Below are 17,066 nucleotides of genomic sequence, written 5' to 3'. Positions count from 1 at the left end.
CGCCGATGCAACTTATCTCGGAACATATCGCGGCGCTCGTGCCGCCCCTGCTTGAGGGCTTGGGCGTCACTCTCCAGATCATGGCGGGATCCGTCGTTCTGGCGGTGCCGCTGGCGCTGGCCTCGGGTATCGGCCGCCTGTCGCCTTTGCGGCCAGTGCGTTGGCTGTCATCGGTCTACGTCGAAGTCTTCCGGGGTACGTCGGCCCTGGTGCAACTGTTTTGGTTCTACTTCGTGCTGCCGTTGTTCGGCGTCCAGTTGCCGGCCATGCTGGTGGGTATCGTGGTGCTGGCCCTGAATGCCGGCGCTTACGGCGCCGAAGTGGTGCGCGGCGCGATCCGGGCCGTGCCGCCCGGCCAGCGCGAGGCGGGTATCGCCCTGAACCTGACGCGTACGCAGATCATGCGGCGAATCGTGGTGCCCCAAGCGATACCGGCCATGCTGCCGCCCGCCGGCAACCTGCTTATCGAACTGATGAAGAACACGGCGCTGGTGTCGCTGATCACCATCACCGACCTGACCTTCCGTGGCCAACTGCTGCGCAGCGAAACCTTGCGCACCACCGAGATTTTCACTTTGATGCTGTTGATGTACTTCGCGGTGGCCTTGGTCATTACTGCCTGCGTACGCCTGCTTGAGCGGAGGGTCCGCGTCCGATGACACCGATATTCGATTGGTCTTTCGCGCTGGAAATCTTGCCCACGCTGGGCTCGGCGCTGGTCATCACGATTCAGGCGACGGTGCTGGGCATGCTGGTGGCTATTACGCTGGGCCTGGTCCTTGCCATGCTGCGGCGCTCGCGCTTGCATATTGTGTCGCTGCCCACGGCGTTCGTGATCGAGTTCATCCGCAGCACGCCGCTTCTGGTGCAGATGTATTTCCTGTTCTACGTGCTGCCTCTGACGGGCGTACAGATGTCGCCGTTGGCGACCGGCATCGTCGCGCTGGGCGTGCATTACGCCACGTATTGCGCCGAGGTCTATCGCGCCGGCATTGAAGCAGTGCCGCGCGGGCAGTGGGAAGCCGCCACGGCGTTGAACATGTCGCGCTGGCGCACGGCGGTGGGTGTGGTGCTGCCGCAGGCGATTCCGCCGGTGGTGCCCGCGCTGGGCAACTATCTGGTGGCGATGTTCAAGGACACGCCGCTGCTGTCGGCCATTACGGTGGTTGAACTGCTGCAGCAAAGCAAGATGATCGGATCCGCAACGTTCCGGTACACCGAACCCCTGACGCTCGTGGGCGTGCTGTTCCTGGCCTTGAGCCTGGTGGCGGCGTGGGGTGTGCGCGGCCTGGAGGCCCGCCTGCAACGATATGGAGGAAAGCGATGAGCGCCAGCTTGACCATCAAGAATCTGCACAAGCGTTACGGAGAGCTGGAGGTGCTGCGCGGCATCAACCTGGAAATTCCGGCGGGCCAGACGGTGGCCGTGATCGGCCCGTCCGGTTCGGGCAAGTCCACCTTGCTGCGTGTGCTGATGACGCTGGACCAGCCTACCAGTGGCGACATTGAAATCGATGGTCAACCGATGTGGACGGACGAGCAGGGTCGACCGGTGGGCGTCAATTCCGAATACCTGCGCCGGGTGCGCGGCAAGATCGGCATGGTGTTCCAGCACTTCAATCTGTTCCCGCACATGACCGCGCTGGGCAACACGATGGAGGCGCCGGTGCACGTGCTGGGCATGTCCAAGGACCAGGCGCGCGAGCGCGCCGTGGAATACCTGGACATGGTCGGGCTGGGCGACAAGCTGGATGTCTACCCGGCGCAGTTGTCCGGCGGCCAGAAGCAGCGCGTGGGCATTGCGCGCGCGCTGGCCATGTGCCCGGAAATCATGCTGTTCGATGAAGTGACGTCGGCGCTTGACCCGGAGTTGGTCGGCGGCATTCTGGAAATTCTGCGCAAGCTGTCGGCCCGCCGCAGCATGACGATGATCATCGTGACCCACCAGATGAAATTCGCCGAACGCAGCTCTGACCGCACGCTGTTCTTCGATCAGGGCAATATCGTCGAGGACGCGGAATCTTCCGTGCTGTTCAGCCAGCCGAAAGAAGCGCGCACGCGGCAGTTTCTGGATTCGGTGATTGAAGGCCAATAACCGGGGCGTTTAACCCTGACGGGGGCGATGGGATTGCGCTTGGCGTCAAGCGCGGGCGCTATGCTTTCGCATCCCATGCCCGGAGGCGCCCATGAGTCACCTGTTCAGTCCCACGTCGGTCGGCAACGTCCCGCTGGCCAACCGCATCGTCATCGCACCCATGTGCGAATACTCGGCCGAAAACGGCTGTGCCACCGATTGGCACATGATCCATCTGGGCCATCTGGCTTTGTCCGGCGCGGCGCTGCTCTTTACCGAAGCGACCTCGGTGGAGCCCGATGGCCGGATTTCGCCGGGAGACCTGGGGCTGTGGTCCGACGAAACCGAAGCGGCGTTGGGCCGCGTGGTGGCCGCGGTGCGGCGCTATTCGCCCATCAAGCTGGGTATCCAGTTGGGCCATGCCGGGCGCAAGGCGTCCAGCGACGCGCCCTGGAACGGTGGCCAACTGGTGCCGCCGTCCGAGGGCGGCTGGCAAGGCTGGGCGCCGTCGCCCATTGCGCACAAAGCCTCCGAACCGCCGCCGCTGGCGCTGGATGAAGCCGGCCTGGCGCGCGTGCGCGATGCCTTCGTGGACAGCGCGCGCCGCGCCATCCGCTTGGGCTTTGACGCCATCGAGCTGCATGCCGCGCACGGCTACCTGCTGCATCAGTTCTTGTCGCCCGTGGCGAACCAGCGCACGGATGCCTATGGCGGCTCGCTTGAGAACCGCATGCGCTTTCCGCTTGAAGTGTTCCAGGCGCTGCGTGAAGCCACGCCGGCTTCGGTTGCGCTGGGTGTGCGCGTGTCGGCCACGGATTGGGTGGAGGGCGGCTGGGATCTTGAGCAGACGCTGGTCTTCGCGCAGCAGTTGAAGGATCGCGGCTGCGAGTTCATTGACGTGTCCAGCGGCGGCGTTTCATCGCAGCAGAAAATTCCGGTGGGGCCGAACTACCAGGTGCCGTTCGCGGCCGAAATCAAGCGCCAGGTGGGCATGCCGACCATCACGGTGGGCCTGATCACCGAGGCGCAGCAGGCCGAGGACATCCTGGCCGAAGGCCAGGCGGATATGGTCGCGCTGGCGCGCGGCATGCTGTACGACCCGCGCTGGCCCTGGCACGCGGCGGCGCAATTGGGCGGGCAAGTGGCTGCGCCCCACCAATACTGGCGCTCGCAACCGCGCGAACTGAAGGAACTGTTTGGCGAGACGCGCTTCGGTCAGCGTTGAATCTGAACAGCAGGGCCTGCAATGAAAATCGCCGCTTGAAGCGGCGATTTTTTTAGACGGACGGGTTTGCCGTGGTCTTACAGGCGGGCGTAGGCCTGTTCCAGTTCGCGCGCCATCGCGTCGGCGAAATCCGCGCTGGCGGGGTCCAGCTGTGTCAGCAGGCGAGCCAGCACGACGTTGTCTTCTTCGCCGTTCCAGATCTTGATGTAGGTGCCTTCCTTGTAGCCGTGCTGCTGGCGGAAGATGTTCAGCACGTTCTTCGATACGTACTGCGTGTAGGCGTCGTTCCAGCTCATCTCGCACGCCGTCATGGTCTGTTCCAGCACCTTGTAGCTGGCGCGGCCGCAGACGGCCAGGCCGCCGATCAGTTCCAGCAGCTCGGGCACGGGCAGGGCGCCCAGCGAATAGGTCTTGCCGTCCAGTGTGACCGAGGCGGGGGTGGCCAGGTCGGCCATCAGCGCGCGCGCGGCATCGGCTTGTTGGCCGCTGGCTTGGACGATGGTGTGCGACAGGTAGAAGTGCAGGATGTCCACCAGTTCCATCTGCACCTGTGGCAGGTCGATGGTTTGCTTCTTCCACCATTTCCAGCCGTAGTGCTCAAGCGCTTCGGCGGACTCAACAAAAGCGGCGCGCAGGAAACGCGATCCGCCATTGACCCAGTCGGGATTGATCATGCTGTTCAAGTGGTCTTGCAGCTTCAGCATCGTGGCCGCTTGGGCCTGGTTCAATCCGACAACGTTATTCACTTTTACTCCGTAATTCTTGAGGGTCTTTGCGACGGCGGCGGAAATGTTAGCACCAATGCCGAGAGGCCCAGCGGCGTCAGTTGTCTTTGCGGTAGGACGACGTTTTCAGTGGCGGCAGTTTGCCCAGCGGCGTGCCGCGCGCCTTGCGCGCGTTGCCGGCGGCCTTCAGCAGCATGACCGCAAAGAACCCCAGGAATACCGCGGGCATCAACTCGTCCAGTTCAAAATGGGGAGTGCGCAGCACGCGGAATGCAATATTGGCGGCCGCCCAGCCCGCCAGCACGCCGCCCACGGTCAGGATGACGCCGAATTTGCGCTGGCGCGCGCGCTGGGCCATTGAGATTTCGGCCGCGTCGGAGGGGGCAGTGGAGCCGGGGGAGCCGGTGCTGCGCGAGGGCGGAGCCGTGTTGCCCCAAGGAGCGGTGGACAAGGAGTCACCCGACGCGGGGGCGGGTACGGGCACCGGCACGGCGACGCTGGCCTGGCGCGACGCACGGCCCTTTTCGGGCACCTTGCCGGGCGTGATGCCGCCCGCGCGCGACAGGTTTTCGATGTAGCGCGCGAAATCGCCGTCTTTTGGCTCCAGGTCAATCGCCATGCCATTCTCCGATCAGTTGCCGCGGCTTTGCCCCGCCCGTTGCCGAGCAGGTTGACGGCGCTTGCGCACCATGGCCAGCAGAAGCCCGCATCCTAGCAGCACTGAGAGGCCCGCGCCGATCATCATGGCGATTTGCTGCGCGTTTTCCGCCGTTCCCAGGCTGCGCGCCGTGATGTAGCCCGGCGCCAACATCAAGGGCATCCACAGCAGCGCCGACATGACATTGGCCAGTTGGAAGCGGTGGTGCGCCATGCCCATCACGCCGGCGACGGTGGGAATGGTTGAGCGGATCGGCCCCAGGAAGCGGCCGATCAGCACCGAGGCAAAGCCATAGCGGTAAAAGAACAGCCGCGCGCGCGCCACGCCGGTGCGTTGTTGCTTGAGCGGCCAGCGGCGCAACACGCCGGGGCCGGCCCAGCGGCCCAGCCAGTACGACAGCGCGTCGCCCACAATGGCGCCGGCAATACCCCAGGCGACCACGCCCCAGGGGTCCAGCGTGCCCGCGCCGATCAAGCCACCCGTCAGCAGCATCAGCGCCGTCGCGGGAATGAACAGGCCCAACAGCACCATCGATTCCCCCATGGTAAGCAGGAACGTGATGGGGCCTGCCCACACCTGGTTGGCCTCGATGAAGAGGCCGATCTTGTCGATATATTGATCCATGAAGGCGAAGTCTGAAAATTAGCTGAAAGCAATCGGGTATCTTAACGCCTGGCTTGATGGCCAAATGTTATCTAGGCTGTCTGATTGATGCGGTTGATGGAAGGTTCGACTGGGAAACTATGGATTCGGTAACACAAGCCGTGCTGGGCGCGGGCATACAAGGCGCCTTGCTGGGACGCTTCCAAGGGCGTCGGGCGCTGATTTACGGCGCGGTGCTGGGGACGCTGCCCGATCTGGACGTATTGGTGCGGTACCCCGACCCCGTGTCCCTCATGACCTACCACCGGGGCTTCTCCCATTCGGTGTTCGTGCTGACCGGCCTGGCCATGCTGCTTGCCTGGCTGATACGCAAATACTGGCCACAGGCACCGTATAGCGGGCGACGGCTGTTCCTGACAATATGGCTGGTGCTGGTGACGCATCCGATACTGGATTCGTTCACGGTCTATGGCACGCAGCTTTTTTGGCCGATGACCACCATACCCGAAAGCTGGTCGGCCATTTTCATTATTGACCCCGTCTACACGGTGCCGATGTTGCTGGCCGTGTTCTACGCCATTGCCGTCGGGGTGACGCAACGTGCACGCCGCTTCCTGGCCGGCGTGCTGGTATTCAGCACCGCGTATCTGGGCTTCGGCCTGGCCAGCCGCATGGCGGCGGAAGACCGGGTGCGCGAGGCGATGCGCGATCAGGGCATCGCGGTAACCGAGCTGCGGGCCGTGTCGATGCCGTTCAATACCCTGGTCTGGCGCGTCATTGCCAAGACGCCGGATGGCAGCTACTACGAAGCCGTCAGCAGCCTGTTCGACCGGGACCCGCCGGAATGGCTGCGCCAGCCGCTGCACCTGGATCTGGCGCAAGCGTTGGATGATGTGCCCCTGCACCAGCGCCTGCAATGGTTCACGGATGATTGGCTGCGCTATGACGCCATCGGCGACGCCTTGGTCGTGAGCGATTTGCGCATGGGCATGGCGGGGCACTACACCTTCCGCTTCAAGATGGCCGAGCGCACGCCAGAGGGCGGTTGGAAGCCGGTCACGCCGTCCAGTTGGCCCAGCGAGCGGGGCGGTTGGGAGGAATTGAAGCGGGTGCTTGCCCGCATCCTGCATGCGCAGCCGCCGTTGCCGCTGGCGCAATGGTCGGAATTGTCGACGAAGTAGCGGGGAATGTGCGTGGTCAGGAACAGGCGCTAATCGCCATGTTCCCGACCATCTGCACGATGTTCTGGATGTCCTTGGGTGACAAGGTTTGGACACCCAGCCGGCGCAGCAGCGCCTCGCGCGCTACCGCGAAGGCAAGCGCCTGGCCCAGGATGGCGTGGGCGCGCAGAATGGTGTCGCGATCTCCATGCGTTTGCCCACGGATGTCCGCTACCAGGTTTGCAATGTTCTCGTGCAGCGGCTGGAACAACTGCCCATACAACGCGTCGAATTGCTCGGTGGGTTGTAGCTGTTCGCGCGCCAGCAGCAGGCTGCTGGCGGCCGACGCTTCTGAATCCAACAGTGCCGATACAAAATCCTGCATCAGCAACTGAAGCGCCGCACGGGCGGAATCTGGCGACGTCGCCGCCGGGCGCGGCAGGCCCAGGCGCTCGGCGATGTGGGCGGCCACCTGCTCAAGCACTGCTGCATACACCCCGTCCTTGCCCCCGAAATGATAGGGAATAGCGGATTGGTTCACGCCTGCCGCGTCGACCAGTTGCCGGGTCCGCACGCCGTCCAGCCCATGGCGGCTGAACAGCGCCAGGCCTGCCCGGATCAGCCGGTCGCGCGTTTCGCGGGAGCGTGCGTTGAGAGTGTCTTGATCGTGCATCGATGTCTTGGAGTTGGCTGCCCGCGTGTGACTAGTCGTCTGCGTGCATCAGCCACGTTGAGTTTTGGTTCAGTTCCACTCCGGCCGTGAGGCCGACGAGAACGGTGCCGCCGATATTAGCCAGATGGCGATCAAAGGCGCAATTCGGTTCGAAGGCAAAGCACATGCCCTCTTGCAGTGGCACGTCGCGCCCCACGGTGGGCAGGCGCCGCAGGTCTGCATAGCGCGCGGCTTCGGGCAGGGATTCTATGCCAGGGGCGGTGCCAAAGCCTACCGGCCCATAGGGATTGATGCTGTGAATCAAGGGATGCACATGCCAGCCGCCGGCCTCAAGCAGCGGTGCTTCCATGGCGTCGACCACATCGCCGAAGGTATTGCCCACCTTTAACGCTGTGACCCCGGCTTCGTAACTGGCGCGGGCAACCTCGGCTGCGCGCAGGATGTCCGGGTGCACCGTGCCGATCGCCACCGCCGCCTGGTGCTGGGTTTCCATCATGCCGTACAGCGCAAAGATCTCTGACAGCACCACGTCCCCCTGTTGCAAGATCCGGGGCGCTTGCGCACGGTACTGCCAGGCGGCGGGCCCCCATCCCACGTATTCGGGCCCGGAACCCAGCAGGATTTCGGCGGTATAGCCGCCCATGGAAAAGCACGTGGCAGTGACCGCCGCGACCAGGTCTGCCTCGGACACGCCCGGCTTGGCCGTGACGCGCAGGGTTTCGCTCATGGCTTCGCCAATGCTGGCGGCGTGCCGGATCATGGCCTGTTCTTCTTGGCTCTTCACCGCTGCGCGCTGAAAGAACGGGCGGAACACGGGCACGAATACCGCATCCGGCAACGCAGCTTCCAGGCCTTGCAGCGTGCGCGCGGGCATGGCGCCGTCGAAATAGAAGGGAGGGTAAGGCTCCAGGCCGATCACGCCGATGCGGGCGCCGTTCAATTGCCGGCTGGCCAGCCAGGCGCCGACGTCGCGGCCCGTCTTGCCGACAAACAGCTGTTCCGGAGCGATCCATTGCAGGTCTCCGCGCAGCGCGGCTTGCAGGTGGTCGGCCACCATCAGCGAGGCAAAGGTATAGACACGCGGCGCTTCGTCGCCGACGAACACCACGATTGATCCCGGGCGGTCGTTGGTGAAGTAACAGTCATGGGCAAAACCTGCCGGGGCGGCGGCTTCGCGATCGCCGTACACAATCAGGGCGTCCAGGTGTTCGGCCGCCATCAGGTCGCGGGCAAGTTGCCAGCGCCTGTCGCGCTCGGTCAGGGAAAGGGGGGCGGGGGACATGGGTGTGTTGCTCCATAGAGGGTGTTAGCAAGCGGTGACTATAAATCATTCATATGAATGAATCAATCAAATGAATTAATTAATGAATAAATAAAAAGGGATAAGAGCGAGGCAGCCCTTGGGCACACATCCATGTCCCGACAATCCTCATATTGACCACTTCCTGCCGCATGTTTTATTCTTGTCCTATATTAAGGAACTTAAGTTCCATTTTATGGAACACCATGAGCATTCTAGATGGAGTACAACGCGTGCTGTCGCTGTATGCGGAAGGCGCGACGGAGCTGAGCTTTACCGACGTCGCCGCACGGCTGACCATGCCCAAGAGCACGGCCTCTCGCTTGCTGAACCAGATGCAGCATTACGGCATGCTGGATCAGGACGCCGCCACGCGTCGCTATCGTGCGGGGGCCTTGCTAGCGCAGGCCGTGCGCGCCGGCATGGCCGCAACGCCGCTGGACGAAGCCTGCCGCGCGGTGCTGACCCGCCTGTCCGACGACAGCGGTTTGACCGCGTATTTGTCCACCTTGAACCAACGTGAAACCGTGGTGCTGCAACGCCTGAATGGCTCGCATCCGGTGCAGGTGTTGTCACCGCCTGGCTCGCGCCGCAATGCGTCCGGCACGGCGATGGGCCGGGCGCTGTTGTCGCGCTTGAGCGATGCTGAATTTCAAGCGCTGTACGGTGCCGACCCAGCGCAGCCCTTGCCGATGGAAGGCCGTGATTGCCCGGCCACCGTCGGCGACCTGGCTCGCCTGGTCGAGCAGACCCGCGCTGACCATTGCGGCGTGGCGATTGACCAGGCCATGCCCGGCATTGGCGCCGTGGCGGCTGCGGTACGTGACCCGGCCACTGGCGAATTGCGCGGCCTGTGTCTGTCGTTTGTGTCGTTCCAGGCCGATGCGGCGCGCGTGGCGCGCTTGCGAGATTCAGTGCTGCAACAGGTGGCGGCGTTGGGCCGCGAACTGCACGACCCTTATTGGCTGGCGTGAACCCTTGGGCTTAAACCCCCTGCTGGCTTGAGACCTTTCTCTTGTCGACGCGCCCACGCGGGCGCTCACCTCGAACATCCCCTGACGGAACCTATCCCATGAACCTTTTGCTACTCAGCAATTCCAGCAGCGACGCCGGCTACCTGGTACACGCCTTGTCGGACATCCGCGAACTGATCGAATCCTTGCCGCAAGGCGCGCCGACCGTGTTCGTGCCGTTCGCCGGCGTCACGCGGGATTGGGACGACTACACCGCGCTGGTGGCCTCGGCCCTGGCGGACACGGGCCTGGCTATCGAAGGCCTGCATCGTGCAGCGGACCCCGCAGCCGCGCTGGAAAATGCCGCCGTCATCATCGTGGGCGGTGGCAACACGTTCAACCTGTTGGGGCAATTGCGTCGCCAAGGCTTGCTGGACGTGGTCAAGCGTCGCGTGCGCGCAGGCGCGGCGTATCTGGGCTGGAGTGCTGGGTCCAACCTGACGTGCCCCACCATCTGCACCACCAATGACATGCCCATTACCGACCCGGGCGGCTTCGATGCCCTGGACTTGATTACGTTCCAGATCAACCCGCACTACACCAACGCGCATCCGCCCGGACACCGTGGCGAAACGCGCGCCCAACGCCTGGCGGAGTTCTGCGTGTTGAACCCCGCGATGCCGGTGCTGGGGCTGCCCGAAGGATCGGGCCTGCGTGTGCGCGGTCAGCAGGTCGAACTAATCGGCCCACACGACGCTCCGTTATTCCTGGGCAGCGAAGAGCCGCGCGTGTTTCGCCCGGGTCCGCTGGAGATTCCGGCATGAAGCAGGTGATCGACACCATCGAGCTGCTGTCGTCGGCGCGCATCAGCGGCGAAGCGGTGGCCAAGGTGTTGCGCGACGCCGGCGATTGCGAAGTGGAAGTCACCCACCTGGAACGCGACGGCGCTGCTACCGATTTTCTGTCCATCGTCATTCCCGGCCTGGATCCCTTCGCGCCGCAACTGGGCATCGTCGGCCGTCTGGGCGGCATCGGTGCACGGCCCGCCGTGACGGGCCTGGTGTCCGATAGTGATGGAGCGGTCGTGGCGATTGCCGCCGCGCTGAAGCTGATGGCCATGGCGCGACAGGGCGACGTGATGCCGGGCACCGTGCGCATCCGCACGCACATCTGCCCGCGTGCCGGCACGCGCCCGCATCATCCCGTGCCGATGATGCGTTCGCCTTTTCCCATGCGCGAAATGATGTCGCACGAGGTGGACCCGCGCATGGACGCGATCCTGTCCGTGGACACCACGCGCGGCAACCGCCTGGTGAACAAGCGCGGCGTGGCGCTGACGCCGGTGGCCAAGCAGGGCTATCTGCTGCGCGTTCCGGAAACGATGCTGGATGTGATGGGTTGGGTCAGCGGTGAACTTCCCGTGACCCTGCCGCTGACCACGCAAGACATCACGCCTTATGAAAATGGCCTGTGGCACGTGAATTCGCTGATGCAGCCGGCCACCCTCACCGATGCGCCCGTCGTGGGCGTGGCGCTGACCGCGCAAACCACCGTGCCCGGTTGCGCTACTGGCGTGACCAACGCTGTGGATGCCGACGTCGCGATGCGCTTCTGCATAGAAATCGCCAAGCTGTACGGCCAAGGCGCGATGACGTTCTACGATGAAGCGGAGTGGGCTGCGTTGCAAGCGCGATACGGCTCCATGGCGCACCTACAGACCATGGGCCGCGGTCAGTAGGATGGGTGAAGCGCGAGAAACCCAAGGCAAGAAGAACAACGGCGAACGCGCGCAACCCATCAAGCACCGCCAGCACCAAAGCAACTTCAGCCACAACGGACGCACCGCTTGATGGGTTACGCGCGTTCGGCCTTACGTTTCTTGCCCTGGCTTTCGCGCGCTTCACCCATCCTACGTAGGAAAGCGGGCGGCGATTTCCGCGATCAGGCGGCGGGCGGCTTCCAGCTTGTCGCCGGCGGGCAGGGGATGCGCGCCATGTTCGTCGAACAGGACCAATTCGGTGGTGTCCGCATCCATGACCTTGTGCGCCAGGTTGCCCACCAGCAGCGGGATGCCCTTGCGCTGGCGCTTGGCTTCGGCATGTTCGGCCAGCTTCTCGGTTTCGGCTGCGAAGCCCACGCACCATGGGCCGTTTTCCAGCTTGGCCACTTCGGCCAGGATGTCCGGATTCGGTTCAAATTCCATCAGCGGCGCGCCGCCGCCTTCACTCGTTTTCTTCAGCTTTTGCGTGCTGACGTTCTTCACGCGCCAGTCGGCCACGGCGGCCACGGCAATGAAAATGTCGGCATCGGCCGCGCTGGCCATGACGGCGTCATGCATCTGGCGCGCGGTCATGACCGATAGCGCCGTCACACCGCGCGGTACGGGCAGGAACGTGGCGCCGGTAATCAAGGTAACGCGGGCACCGGCTTCGCGCGCGGCGCGGGCCAGGGCGTAACCGGTCTTGCCCGACGAACGGTTGCTCAGCACGCGCACGGGGTCCACGGGTTCAGACGTGGGGCCAGCGGTCAGCAACACGTGGCGGCCCGCCAGCAACTTGGGTTGGAAGAAGGCGATCAGGTCGGCCAGCAGTTCATGCGATTCCAGCATGCGGCCGTCACCAGTCTCACCGCAAGCCTGTTCGCCCGCCGACGGGCCCAGCACGCTGATGCCGTCAGCCCGCAATTGTTCAACATTGCGTTGGGTAGCCGGGTTGGCCCACATTTCGCGGTTCATGGCGGGCGCCACGAGTAACGGACAGGCACGTGCCAGGCACAAGGTGGACAGCAGGTCGTCGGCCATACCGTGCGCCAGCTTGGCCATGAAGTCGGCGCTGGCGGGCGCGATCAGCACGGCATCGGCGCCGCGCGTCAGGTCGATGTGCGCCATGTTGTTGGGCACGCGCGCGTCCCAGGCGTCCACGAACACCGGCCGGCCCGACAGGGCTTGCATCGTCACAGGGGTGATGAAGTGCGTGGCCGCCTCGGTCATTACCACGTCCACGGTGGCGCCTTGTTCGGTCATGCGCCGCACCAGCTCGGCGATTTTGTAGCAGGCGATGCCCCCGGTCAGACCTAGGACGATGCGTTTGCGGGCGAGATCGAGCATGAGGGCGTGGCGGCGGTTCAGCGCCGTGAAAACGAGGAATGGACGGTGATTTTATTCTGCATTGCGGCATTGCGCCGTTCGCCATGCATTCAGGGGGTATCAAATAGGACAAAACCCTGCGTGAAGCACGGCGGCCGAGGCGTTGCGCCCCGGCTCGCCGTTCGGCTCGCCGTCCGGCTCAAGCCAGGTTTTAAATCCTGGCTGGCCTCGGTCAGGCTTGCGGCTTCTTGCGAGCGCGCAGCAGTTCGTCCAGCACCAACAGCACCGCGCCGCAGCTGATGCCGACGTCCGCCAGGTTGAAGGCGGGGAAGTAGGAGTCGTTCCAGTAGAACAGCAGAAAGTCCACTACGTGGCCATAGGCCACGCGGTCGATGACGTTGCCGACGGCGCCGCCCAAAATCAGCGTCAGCGCCAGGCTGAAGCGCGGTTGGCCGTGCGTGCGCCGCAAGATGATCGTGATGACCACGGCCGCCACGATTCCCAAGCCCGTGAACAGCCAACGCTGCCAGCCTTCCTCGGACGCCAGGAAGCTGAACGCGGCCCCCCGGTTGTACATCAGCGTGAAGTCGAACACCGGCAGCACGTTGACGCGTTCGCCATATTGGAACGAGGTGTTGAAGTACACCTTGGTCAACTGGTCCAGCACGATGATCAGCAAGGCCAGCGCCAGCCAGCCGCCCACGCGCGCCGGGGCGGCGCGGGCGGGCGCCGCGCCCGTCACTCCCGAATCGGAGGGGCGGGCCATGTTCACGCCTTGTCGCGGGCTTCGCCCGAGCCGAACAGGTTGGACACGCAGCGGCCGCAGATCTCGGGGTGGTCCGCGTCCTGGCCCACGTCAAGGCGCCAGTGCCAGCAGCGTTCGCACTTCTTGTGCGTGGACGGCGTGACGTCGATGCGGGTTTCGCCGTCGCCTGCATGCACGGTGGCGCGCGACACGATCAGCACGAAGCGCAGGTCGTCGCCCAGGCTGGCCAGCAATTGCTGGTCGTCGCCGCTGGCGTAAAGATCCACTTCGGCTTGCAACGACGAACCGATGTCGCCCGCTGTGCGCACTTCTTCCAGCTTGCGCTGGACCTCGGCGCGGATCGCGCGCAGGCGCGTCCACTTTGCCGACAGCGCATCGGCATCGGCAAACGGCGGCAGCGCGTGATAGACCTCGGTGAAGATCGTCGTGCGGGCGGCGTCGGCCTGGTGCTTGAGCGCCGAGCCCACCAGTTCCTTCCAGGCTTCTTCGGCCGTGAAGGACAGGATCGGCGCCATCAGCTTGAGCAGCGTCTGGGTGATGTCCAGCAGCGCCGTCTGTGCCGAGCGGCGCGCCACGCTATTGGGCGCCGACGTGTACAGGCGGTCTTTCAGGATGTCCAGGTAGAACGCGCCCAGGTCTTCCGAGCAGAACGTCTGCAAGCGCGAGACCGCCGGGTGGAAGTCGTAGCGTTCGTAGTTGGCGTGCACTTCGGACTGCATCTGCGCCGTCATCGCCAGCGCGTAGCGGTCGATTTCGAACAGATCACCATACGGCACCGCCTGCGACACCGCATCGAAGTCGGCCACGTTGGCCAGCAGGAAGCGCAGCGTGTTGCGGATGCGGCGGTAGCCCTCGACCACGCGCTTCAGGATTTCGTCCGAGATGGACAGTTCGCCCGAGTAATCGGTGGAAGCGACCCACAAGCGCAGGATTTCGGCGCCCAGCGAGTCCGACACCTTTTGGGGTGCGATCACGTTGCCCACCGACTTGCTCATCTTGCGGCCCTGGCCGTCCACCACGAAGCCGTGCGTCAGCAGCGCCTTGTAGGGCGGTTGGCCATACAGCATGCAGCCCGTCAGCAGCGACGAATGGAACCAGCCGCGATGCTGGTCCGAGCCTTCCAGGTACAGGTCGGCGGGCCAGCCGAGTTCAGCGCCGTGGGAACCGGCGAACTCGCCGTCCTTGCCGCCCAATACCGTGGCGTGCGTGCTGCCGGAATCGAACCACACGTCGAGCGTGTCGCGGTTCTTTTCGTACTGGTCGGCTTCATCGCCGAGCAGGTCGCGCGGTTCAATGGCTTGCCAGGCTTCGATGCCGTCTTTCTCCACGCGCTGCGCCACTTGTTCCAGCAGTTCAGACGTGCGCGGATGCAGTTCGCCGGTTTCCTTGTGCACGAAGAAGGCCATCGGCACGCCCCACTGGCGTTGGCGCGACAGGGTCCAATCCGGGCGGTTGGCGATCATGGCGTGCAAACGGGCGCGGCCCCAGGCCGGGTAGAAGGCCGTGGCGTCGATACCGGCCAAGGCCGATTCGCGCAGGGTCGGGCCGCCGTCTTTCGGGGCCACGTCCATGCCGGCGAACCATTGGCTGGTGGCGCGGTAGATGATCGGCGTCTTGTGGCGCCAGCAGTGCATGTAGCTGTGCTTGTGCTTTTCGACGTGCATCAGCGCGCCGGCTTCAGTCAGCGCTTCGACGATCTTGGGGTTGGCGTCCCAGATGGACAGGCCGCCGAACAGGGCCAGGCTGTCCACGTACTTGCCGTCGCCCATGACGGGGCTGATGAAGTCGGTGTCCTTCATGCCGTGCGCCTTGCACGACACAAAGTCCTCGATGCCGTAGGCTGGGGCCGAGTGCACGACGCCCGTGCCCGAGTCGGCCGTGACATAGTCGCCCAGGTAGATCGGCGCGCGGCGGTCGTAGGCGTCGTTGAACTGCGCCAGCGGATGGCGGAATTCAATTTCGGACAGCGCTTCGCCGGGTGCCGTGGCGATGATTTCGCCTTCCAGGTTCCACGACTTCAGGCAGGCTTCGACGCGGTCTTTCGCGACGAGCAGCAGCGGGCCGAATTTGGGCACTGGCGACACACGCACCAGCGCGTATTCGATTTCCGGATGCACGTTCAGCGCCTGGTTGGACGGGATGGTCCAGGGCGTAGTGGTCCAGATGACGATGGCGCCGTCATCCACCGAATCCAGCTTGAACGCCGCCGCCAGCTTGGCGGGTTCGGCGAACGGGAAGGCGACGTCAACGGCGGGGTCGACGCGGTCGGCGTATTCGACTTCGGCTTCGGCCAAGGCCGAGCCACAGTCAAAGCACCAGTTCACGGGCTTCAGGCCGCGAAACACGTAGCCCTTGTCAAGGATGCGGCCCAGCGCGCGGATCTCGTCGGCTTCATTGCTGAAGTTCATGGTCATGTACGGGCGATCCCATTCGCCCAGCACACCCAGTCGCTTGAAATCCTTGCGCTGGCGGTCGATCTGCTCAAGCGCGTAGGCGCGAGCCTTCGACTGCACTTCCGCCACGGGCAGGTGCTTGCCGAATTTCTTTTCGATCTGGATTTCGATCGGCATGCCATGGCAATCCCAGCCCGGCACGTAATGCGCGTCGTAGCCGGCCATGTTGCGGCTCTTGACGATGATGTCCTTCAGGATCTTGTTGACCGCGTGGCCGATGTGAATGTCGCCGTTCGCGTAGGGCGGGCCGTCGTGCAGCACGAAACGGGGCCGGCCGCGGCTGGCTGCTCGGATCGCCTGGTAGACGTGGTTTTCCTCCCATTGCGAAATCCAGGCGGGCTCGCGCTTGGCAAGGTCGCCCCGCATGGGGAAGGGGGTATCGGGCAGGTTGAGGGTCTTTTTATAGTCCATGAACGGCAAAATAAGCGCGCGCGTTTCGCGCGTCTTCGGCGATGGCGGCAGTCAGGGAAGGGAGGTCAGGAAACTTTTCTTCGTCCCGCAGCTTGTGCAGGAATTCGACGCGTACGAGTTTACCGTAAGCATTGATCGTGTCTTCGAGCAGGTGTGACTCAAGTAGCACTCGACCGCGGTCTTCGACGGTTGGGCGCACGCCCAGGCTGGCCACGGCGGGCAGGGGCCGGTCGGCCAGCCCATAGACCTGCACCACGTAAATGCCCGAGCGCGCGGCGCAGCGTTCGGCCACGCGCAGGTTCATGGTGGGGTAGCCCAGGGTGCGGCCCAGCTTCTGGCCGTGGATGACGTGGCCGCTGATATGGAAGGGGTGGCCCAGCAGGTGGCGGGCGCGGTCCAGATCGCCCACGGCCAGCGCCGTGCGCACCTCGGAACTTGAAATGCGATGGCCTTGCTGGTCGGCCACGTCCGCCAGTGTCTGCACCTCGAAGCCGTGGTGCATGCCGGCTTCGCGCAGCAGGTCGATGTCGCCGCTGCGCTTGTGGCCAAAACGGAAGTCTTCGCCCACCAGCAGCCATTTGGTTTGCAGGCCCTGTACCAGAAGGTTTTCGATGAAGGCATTGGCCGACATTTCAGCCAGGCGGGCGTTGAACCGCTGCACCACCACTTGGGACACGCCATAGCGGGCCAGCGCCGACAGCTTGTCGCGCAAGCCCGAGACTCGGGTGGGCGCCAATTCGGGGCGTTGGTTCAGCGTGGCGAAATACTCCCGGGGATGCGGCTCGAAGGTCATCACGGAAGGGGTAAGACCGCGCTCGCGAGCGGCTTGGCAGACGCGAGCCAGCATGGCTTGATGCCCGCGATGGACGCCGTCGAAATTGCCGATCGTCAGCGCGCAAGGAGCGCGCCGGTCGGGCGGAGGCAGGGATCGGTAGATACGCAGCGATGGTTTCACGAGCGAGAGTTTACAATTTTGGATTC

At 64.3% G+C, this 17,066-nt stretch carries 17 protein-coding genes; 8 read left to right on the top strand and 9 right to left on the bottom strand.

Features of this window, described 5'->3' with window-relative positions; translation table 11 throughout:
- Nucleotides 1-5 precede the first annotated feature (5 nt).
- The 4 genes from ehuC to ELS24_RS18655 all read left to right on the top strand — a co-directional run bounded on the left by ehuC (nt 6) and on the right by ELS24_RS18655 (nt 3,298).
- Nucleotides 6-659, top strand: coding sequence for an ectoine/hydroxyectoine ABC transporter permease subunit EhuC (gene ehuC / locus ELS24_RS18670; protein WP_127185002.1), 654 nt, complete (start codon nt 6-8; stop codon nt 657-659).
- The gene (ehuD, locus tag ELS24_RS18665; RefSeq protein WP_127185001.1) at nt 656-1,327 is read left to right on the top strand and encodes an ectoine/hydroxyectoine ABC transporter permease subunit EhuD; all 672 of its coding nucleotides are present in this window, start codon (nt 656-658) and stop codon (nt 1,325-1,327) included. The genes ehuC and ehuD overlap by 4 nt, the downstream gene beginning before the upstream one ends.
- Nucleotides 1,324-2,094, top strand: a complete 771-nt coding sequence (ehuA, locus tag ELS24_RS18660) for an ectoine/hydroxyectoine ABC transporter ATP-binding protein EhuA (protein ID WP_127185000.1) — start codon at nt 1,324-1,326, stop codon at nt 2,092-2,094. The genes ehuD and ehuA overlap by 4 nt, the downstream gene beginning before the upstream one ends.
- A 91-nt stretch (nt 2,095-2,185) precedes the next feature.
- Nucleotides 2,186-3,298, top strand: a complete 1,113-nt coding sequence (locus ELS24_RS18655; protein WP_050445231.1) for an NADH:flavin oxidoreductase/NADH oxidase — start codon at nt 2,186-2,188, stop codon at nt 3,296-3,298.
- A 77-nt stretch (nt 3,299-3,375) separates the two neighbouring features.
- On the opposite strand, the gene ELS24_RS18650 is transcribed toward ELS24_RS18655, so the two are convergent.
- The 3 genes from ELS24_RS18650 to ELS24_RS18640 all read right to left on the bottom strand — a co-directional run bounded on the left by ELS24_RS18650 (nt 3,376) and on the right by ELS24_RS18640 (nt 5,305).
- Entirely contained in the window at nt 3,376-4,026 is a 651-nt protein-coding gene (locus tag ELS24_RS18650) for a dUTPase (RefSeq protein ID WP_127186390.1), read from the bottom strand.
- Nucleotides 4,027-4,120: 94 nt separating this feature from the next.
- Complete coding sequence (locus ELS24_RS18645) at nt 4,121-4,642, bottom strand: hypothetical protein (RefSeq protein ID WP_127184999.1); 522 nt, start codon at nt 4,640-4,642, stop codon at nt 4,121-4,123.
- Nucleotides 4,643-4,654: 12 nt separating this feature from the next.
- Complete coding sequence (locus ELS24_RS18640; protein WP_050445236.1) at nt 4,655-5,305, bottom strand: DedA family protein; 651 nt, start codon at nt 5,303-5,305, stop codon at nt 4,655-4,657.
- Nucleotides 5,306-5,424: 119 nt separating this feature from the next.
- Between ELS24_RS18640 and ELS24_RS18635 the strand changes: the two genes are divergently transcribed.
- Entirely contained in the window at nt 5,425-6,465 is a 1,041-nt protein-coding gene (locus ELS24_RS18635; RefSeq protein WP_127184998.1) for a metal-dependent hydrolase, read from the top strand.
- A 16-nt stretch (nt 6,466-6,481) separates the two neighbouring features.
- On the opposite strand, the gene ELS24_RS18630 is transcribed toward ELS24_RS18635, so the two are convergent.
- Both ELS24_RS18630 and ELS24_RS18625 read right to left on the bottom strand, forming a co-directional pair.
- On the bottom strand, nt 6,482-7,117 hold the full coding sequence (locus ELS24_RS18630) for a CerR family C-terminal domain-containing protein (RefSeq protein ID WP_127184997.1): 636 nt from the start codon (nt 7,115-7,117) through the stop codon (nt 6,482-6,484).
- A gap of 31 nt (nt 7,118-7,148) precedes the next feature.
- Nucleotides 7,149-8,399, bottom strand: coding sequence for a M24 family metallopeptidase (locus ELS24_RS18625; RefSeq protein ID WP_127184996.1), 1,251 nt, complete (start codon nt 8,397-8,399; stop codon nt 7,149-7,151).
- A 224-nt stretch (nt 8,400-8,623) separates the two neighbouring features.
- On the opposite strand from ELS24_RS18625, the gene ELS24_RS18620 reads away from it, so the two are divergent.
- From ELS24_RS18620 to ELS24_RS18610, 3 genes are all read left to right on the top strand, one after another.
- Nucleotides 8,624-9,391 carry an IclR family transcriptional regulator gene (locus ELS24_RS18620; RefSeq protein ID WP_050445241.1) on the top strand — a complete coding sequence of 256 codons (768 nt, stop codon included), beginning with the start codon at nt 8,624-8,626 and terminating at the stop codon, nt 9,389-9,391.
- Nucleotides 9,392-9,489: 98 nt separating this feature from the next.
- The gene (gene pepE, locus ELS24_RS18615) at nt 9,490-10,194 is read left to right on the top strand and encodes a dipeptidase PepE (protein ID WP_050445243.1); all 705 of its coding nucleotides are present in this window, start codon (nt 9,490-9,492) and stop codon (nt 10,192-10,194) included.
- Complete coding sequence (locus ELS24_RS18610) at nt 10,191-11,108, top strand: DUF1177 domain-containing protein (protein ID WP_127184995.1); 918 nt, start codon at nt 10,191-10,193, stop codon at nt 11,106-11,108. The genes pepE and ELS24_RS18610 overlap by 4 nt, the downstream gene beginning before the upstream one ends.
- Before the next feature lie 171 nt (nt 11,109-11,279).
- Here ELS24_RS18610 and coaBC read toward each other — a convergent pair whose 3' ends face one another.
- The 4 genes from coaBC to ELS24_RS18590 form a co-directional block, all read right to left on the bottom strand.
- Complete coding sequence (coaBC, locus tag ELS24_RS18605) at nt 11,280-12,476, bottom strand: bifunctional phosphopantothenoylcysteine decarboxylase/phosphopantothenate--cysteine ligase CoaBC (protein WP_050445247.1); 1,197 nt, start codon at nt 12,474-12,476, stop codon at nt 11,280-11,282.
- Nucleotides 12,477-12,687: 211 nt separating this feature from the next.
- Nucleotides 12,688-13,221: a signal peptidase II gene (lspA, locus tag ELS24_RS18600; protein ID WP_050445248.1), complete on the bottom strand. Its 534-nt coding sequence runs from the start codon at nt 13,219-13,221 to the stop codon at nt 12,688-12,690.
- A gap of 2 nt (nt 13,222-13,223) precedes the next feature.
- Entirely contained in the window at nt 13,224-16,085 is a 2,862-nt protein-coding gene (gene ileS, locus ELS24_RS18595) for an isoleucine--tRNA ligase (RefSeq protein ID WP_127184994.1), read from the bottom strand.
- Nucleotides 16,075-17,040 carry a bifunctional riboflavin kinase/FAD synthetase gene (locus tag ELS24_RS18590; RefSeq protein WP_127184993.1) on the bottom strand — a complete coding sequence of 322 codons (966 nt, stop codon included), beginning with the start codon at nt 17,038-17,040 and terminating at the stop codon, nt 16,075-16,077. Before ELS24_RS18590 ends, ileS begins: the two co-directional genes overlap by 11 nt.
- Nucleotides 17,041-17,066 lie beyond the last annotated feature (26 nt).

The organism is Achromobacter spanius (genome assembly GCF_003994415.1).
Classification (GTDB): Bacteria; Pseudomonadota; Gammaproteobacteria; order Burkholderiales; family Burkholderiaceae_B; genus Achromobacter; species Achromobacter spanius_C.
The sequence above is the reverse complement of the archived record's forward strand: the minus strand, read 5'-3'. Positions and strand labels throughout refer to the sequence as shown.

What these genes read in the sequence shown, in the direction of transcription:
- ehuC (WP_127185002.1), top strand. Translation starts at nt 6, where the DNA reads ATGCAACTTATCTCGGAACATATCGCGGCGCTCGTGCCGCCCCTGCTT.
- ehuD (WP_127185001.1), top strand. Translation starts at nt 656, where the DNA reads ATGACACCGATATTCGATTGGTCTTTCGCGCTGGAAATCTTGCCCACG.
- ehuA (WP_127185000.1), top strand. Translation starts at nt 1,324, where the DNA reads ATGAGCGCCAGCTTGACCATCAAGAATCTGCACAAGCGTTACGGAGAG.
- ELS24_RS18655 (WP_050445231.1), top strand. Translation starts at nt 2,186, where the DNA reads ATGAGTCACCTGTTCAGTCCCACGTCGGTCGGCAACGTCCCGCTGGCC.
- ELS24_RS18645 (WP_127184999.1), bottom strand. Translation starts at nt 4,642, where the DNA reads ATGGCGATTGACCTGGAGCCAAAAGACGGCGATTTCGCGCGCTACATC.
- ELS24_RS18640 (WP_050445236.1), bottom strand. Translation starts at nt 5,305, where the DNA reads ATGGATCAATATATCGACAAGATCGGCCTCTTCATCGAGGCCAACCAG.
- ELS24_RS18635 (WP_127184998.1), top strand. Translation starts at nt 5,425, where the DNA reads ATGGATTCGGTAACACAAGCCGTGCTGGGCGCGGGCATACAAGGCGCC.
- ELS24_RS18630 (WP_127184997.1), bottom strand. Translation starts at nt 7,117, where the DNA reads ATGCACGATCAAGACACTCTCAACGCACGCTCCCGCGAAACGCGCGAC.
- ELS24_RS18625 (WP_127184996.1), bottom strand. Translation starts at nt 8,399, where the DNA reads ATGTCCCCCGCCCCCCTTTCCCTGACCGAGCGCGACAGGCGCTGGCAA.
- ELS24_RS18620 (WP_050445241.1), top strand. Translation starts at nt 8,624, where the DNA reads ATGAGCATTCTAGATGGAGTACAACGCGTGCTGTCGCTGTATGCGGAA.
- pepE (WP_050445243.1), top strand. Translation starts at nt 9,490, where the DNA reads ATGAACCTTTTGCTACTCAGCAATTCCAGCAGCGACGCCGGCTACCTG.
- ELS24_RS18610 (WP_127184995.1), top strand. Translation starts at nt 10,191, where the DNA reads ATGAAGCAGGTGATCGACACCATCGAGCTGCTGTCGTCGGCGCGCATC.
- coaBC (WP_050445247.1), bottom strand. Translation starts at nt 12,476, where the DNA reads ATGCTCGATCTCGCCCGCAAACGCATCGTCCTAGGTCTGACCGGGGGC.
- lspA (WP_050445248.1), bottom strand. Translation starts at nt 13,221, where the DNA reads ATGGCCCGCCCCTCCGATTCGGGAGTGACGGGCGCGGCGCCCGCCCGC.
- ileS (WP_127184994.1), bottom strand. Translation starts at nt 16,085, where the DNA reads ATGGACTATAAAAAGACCCTCAACCTGCCCGATACCCCCTTCCCCATG.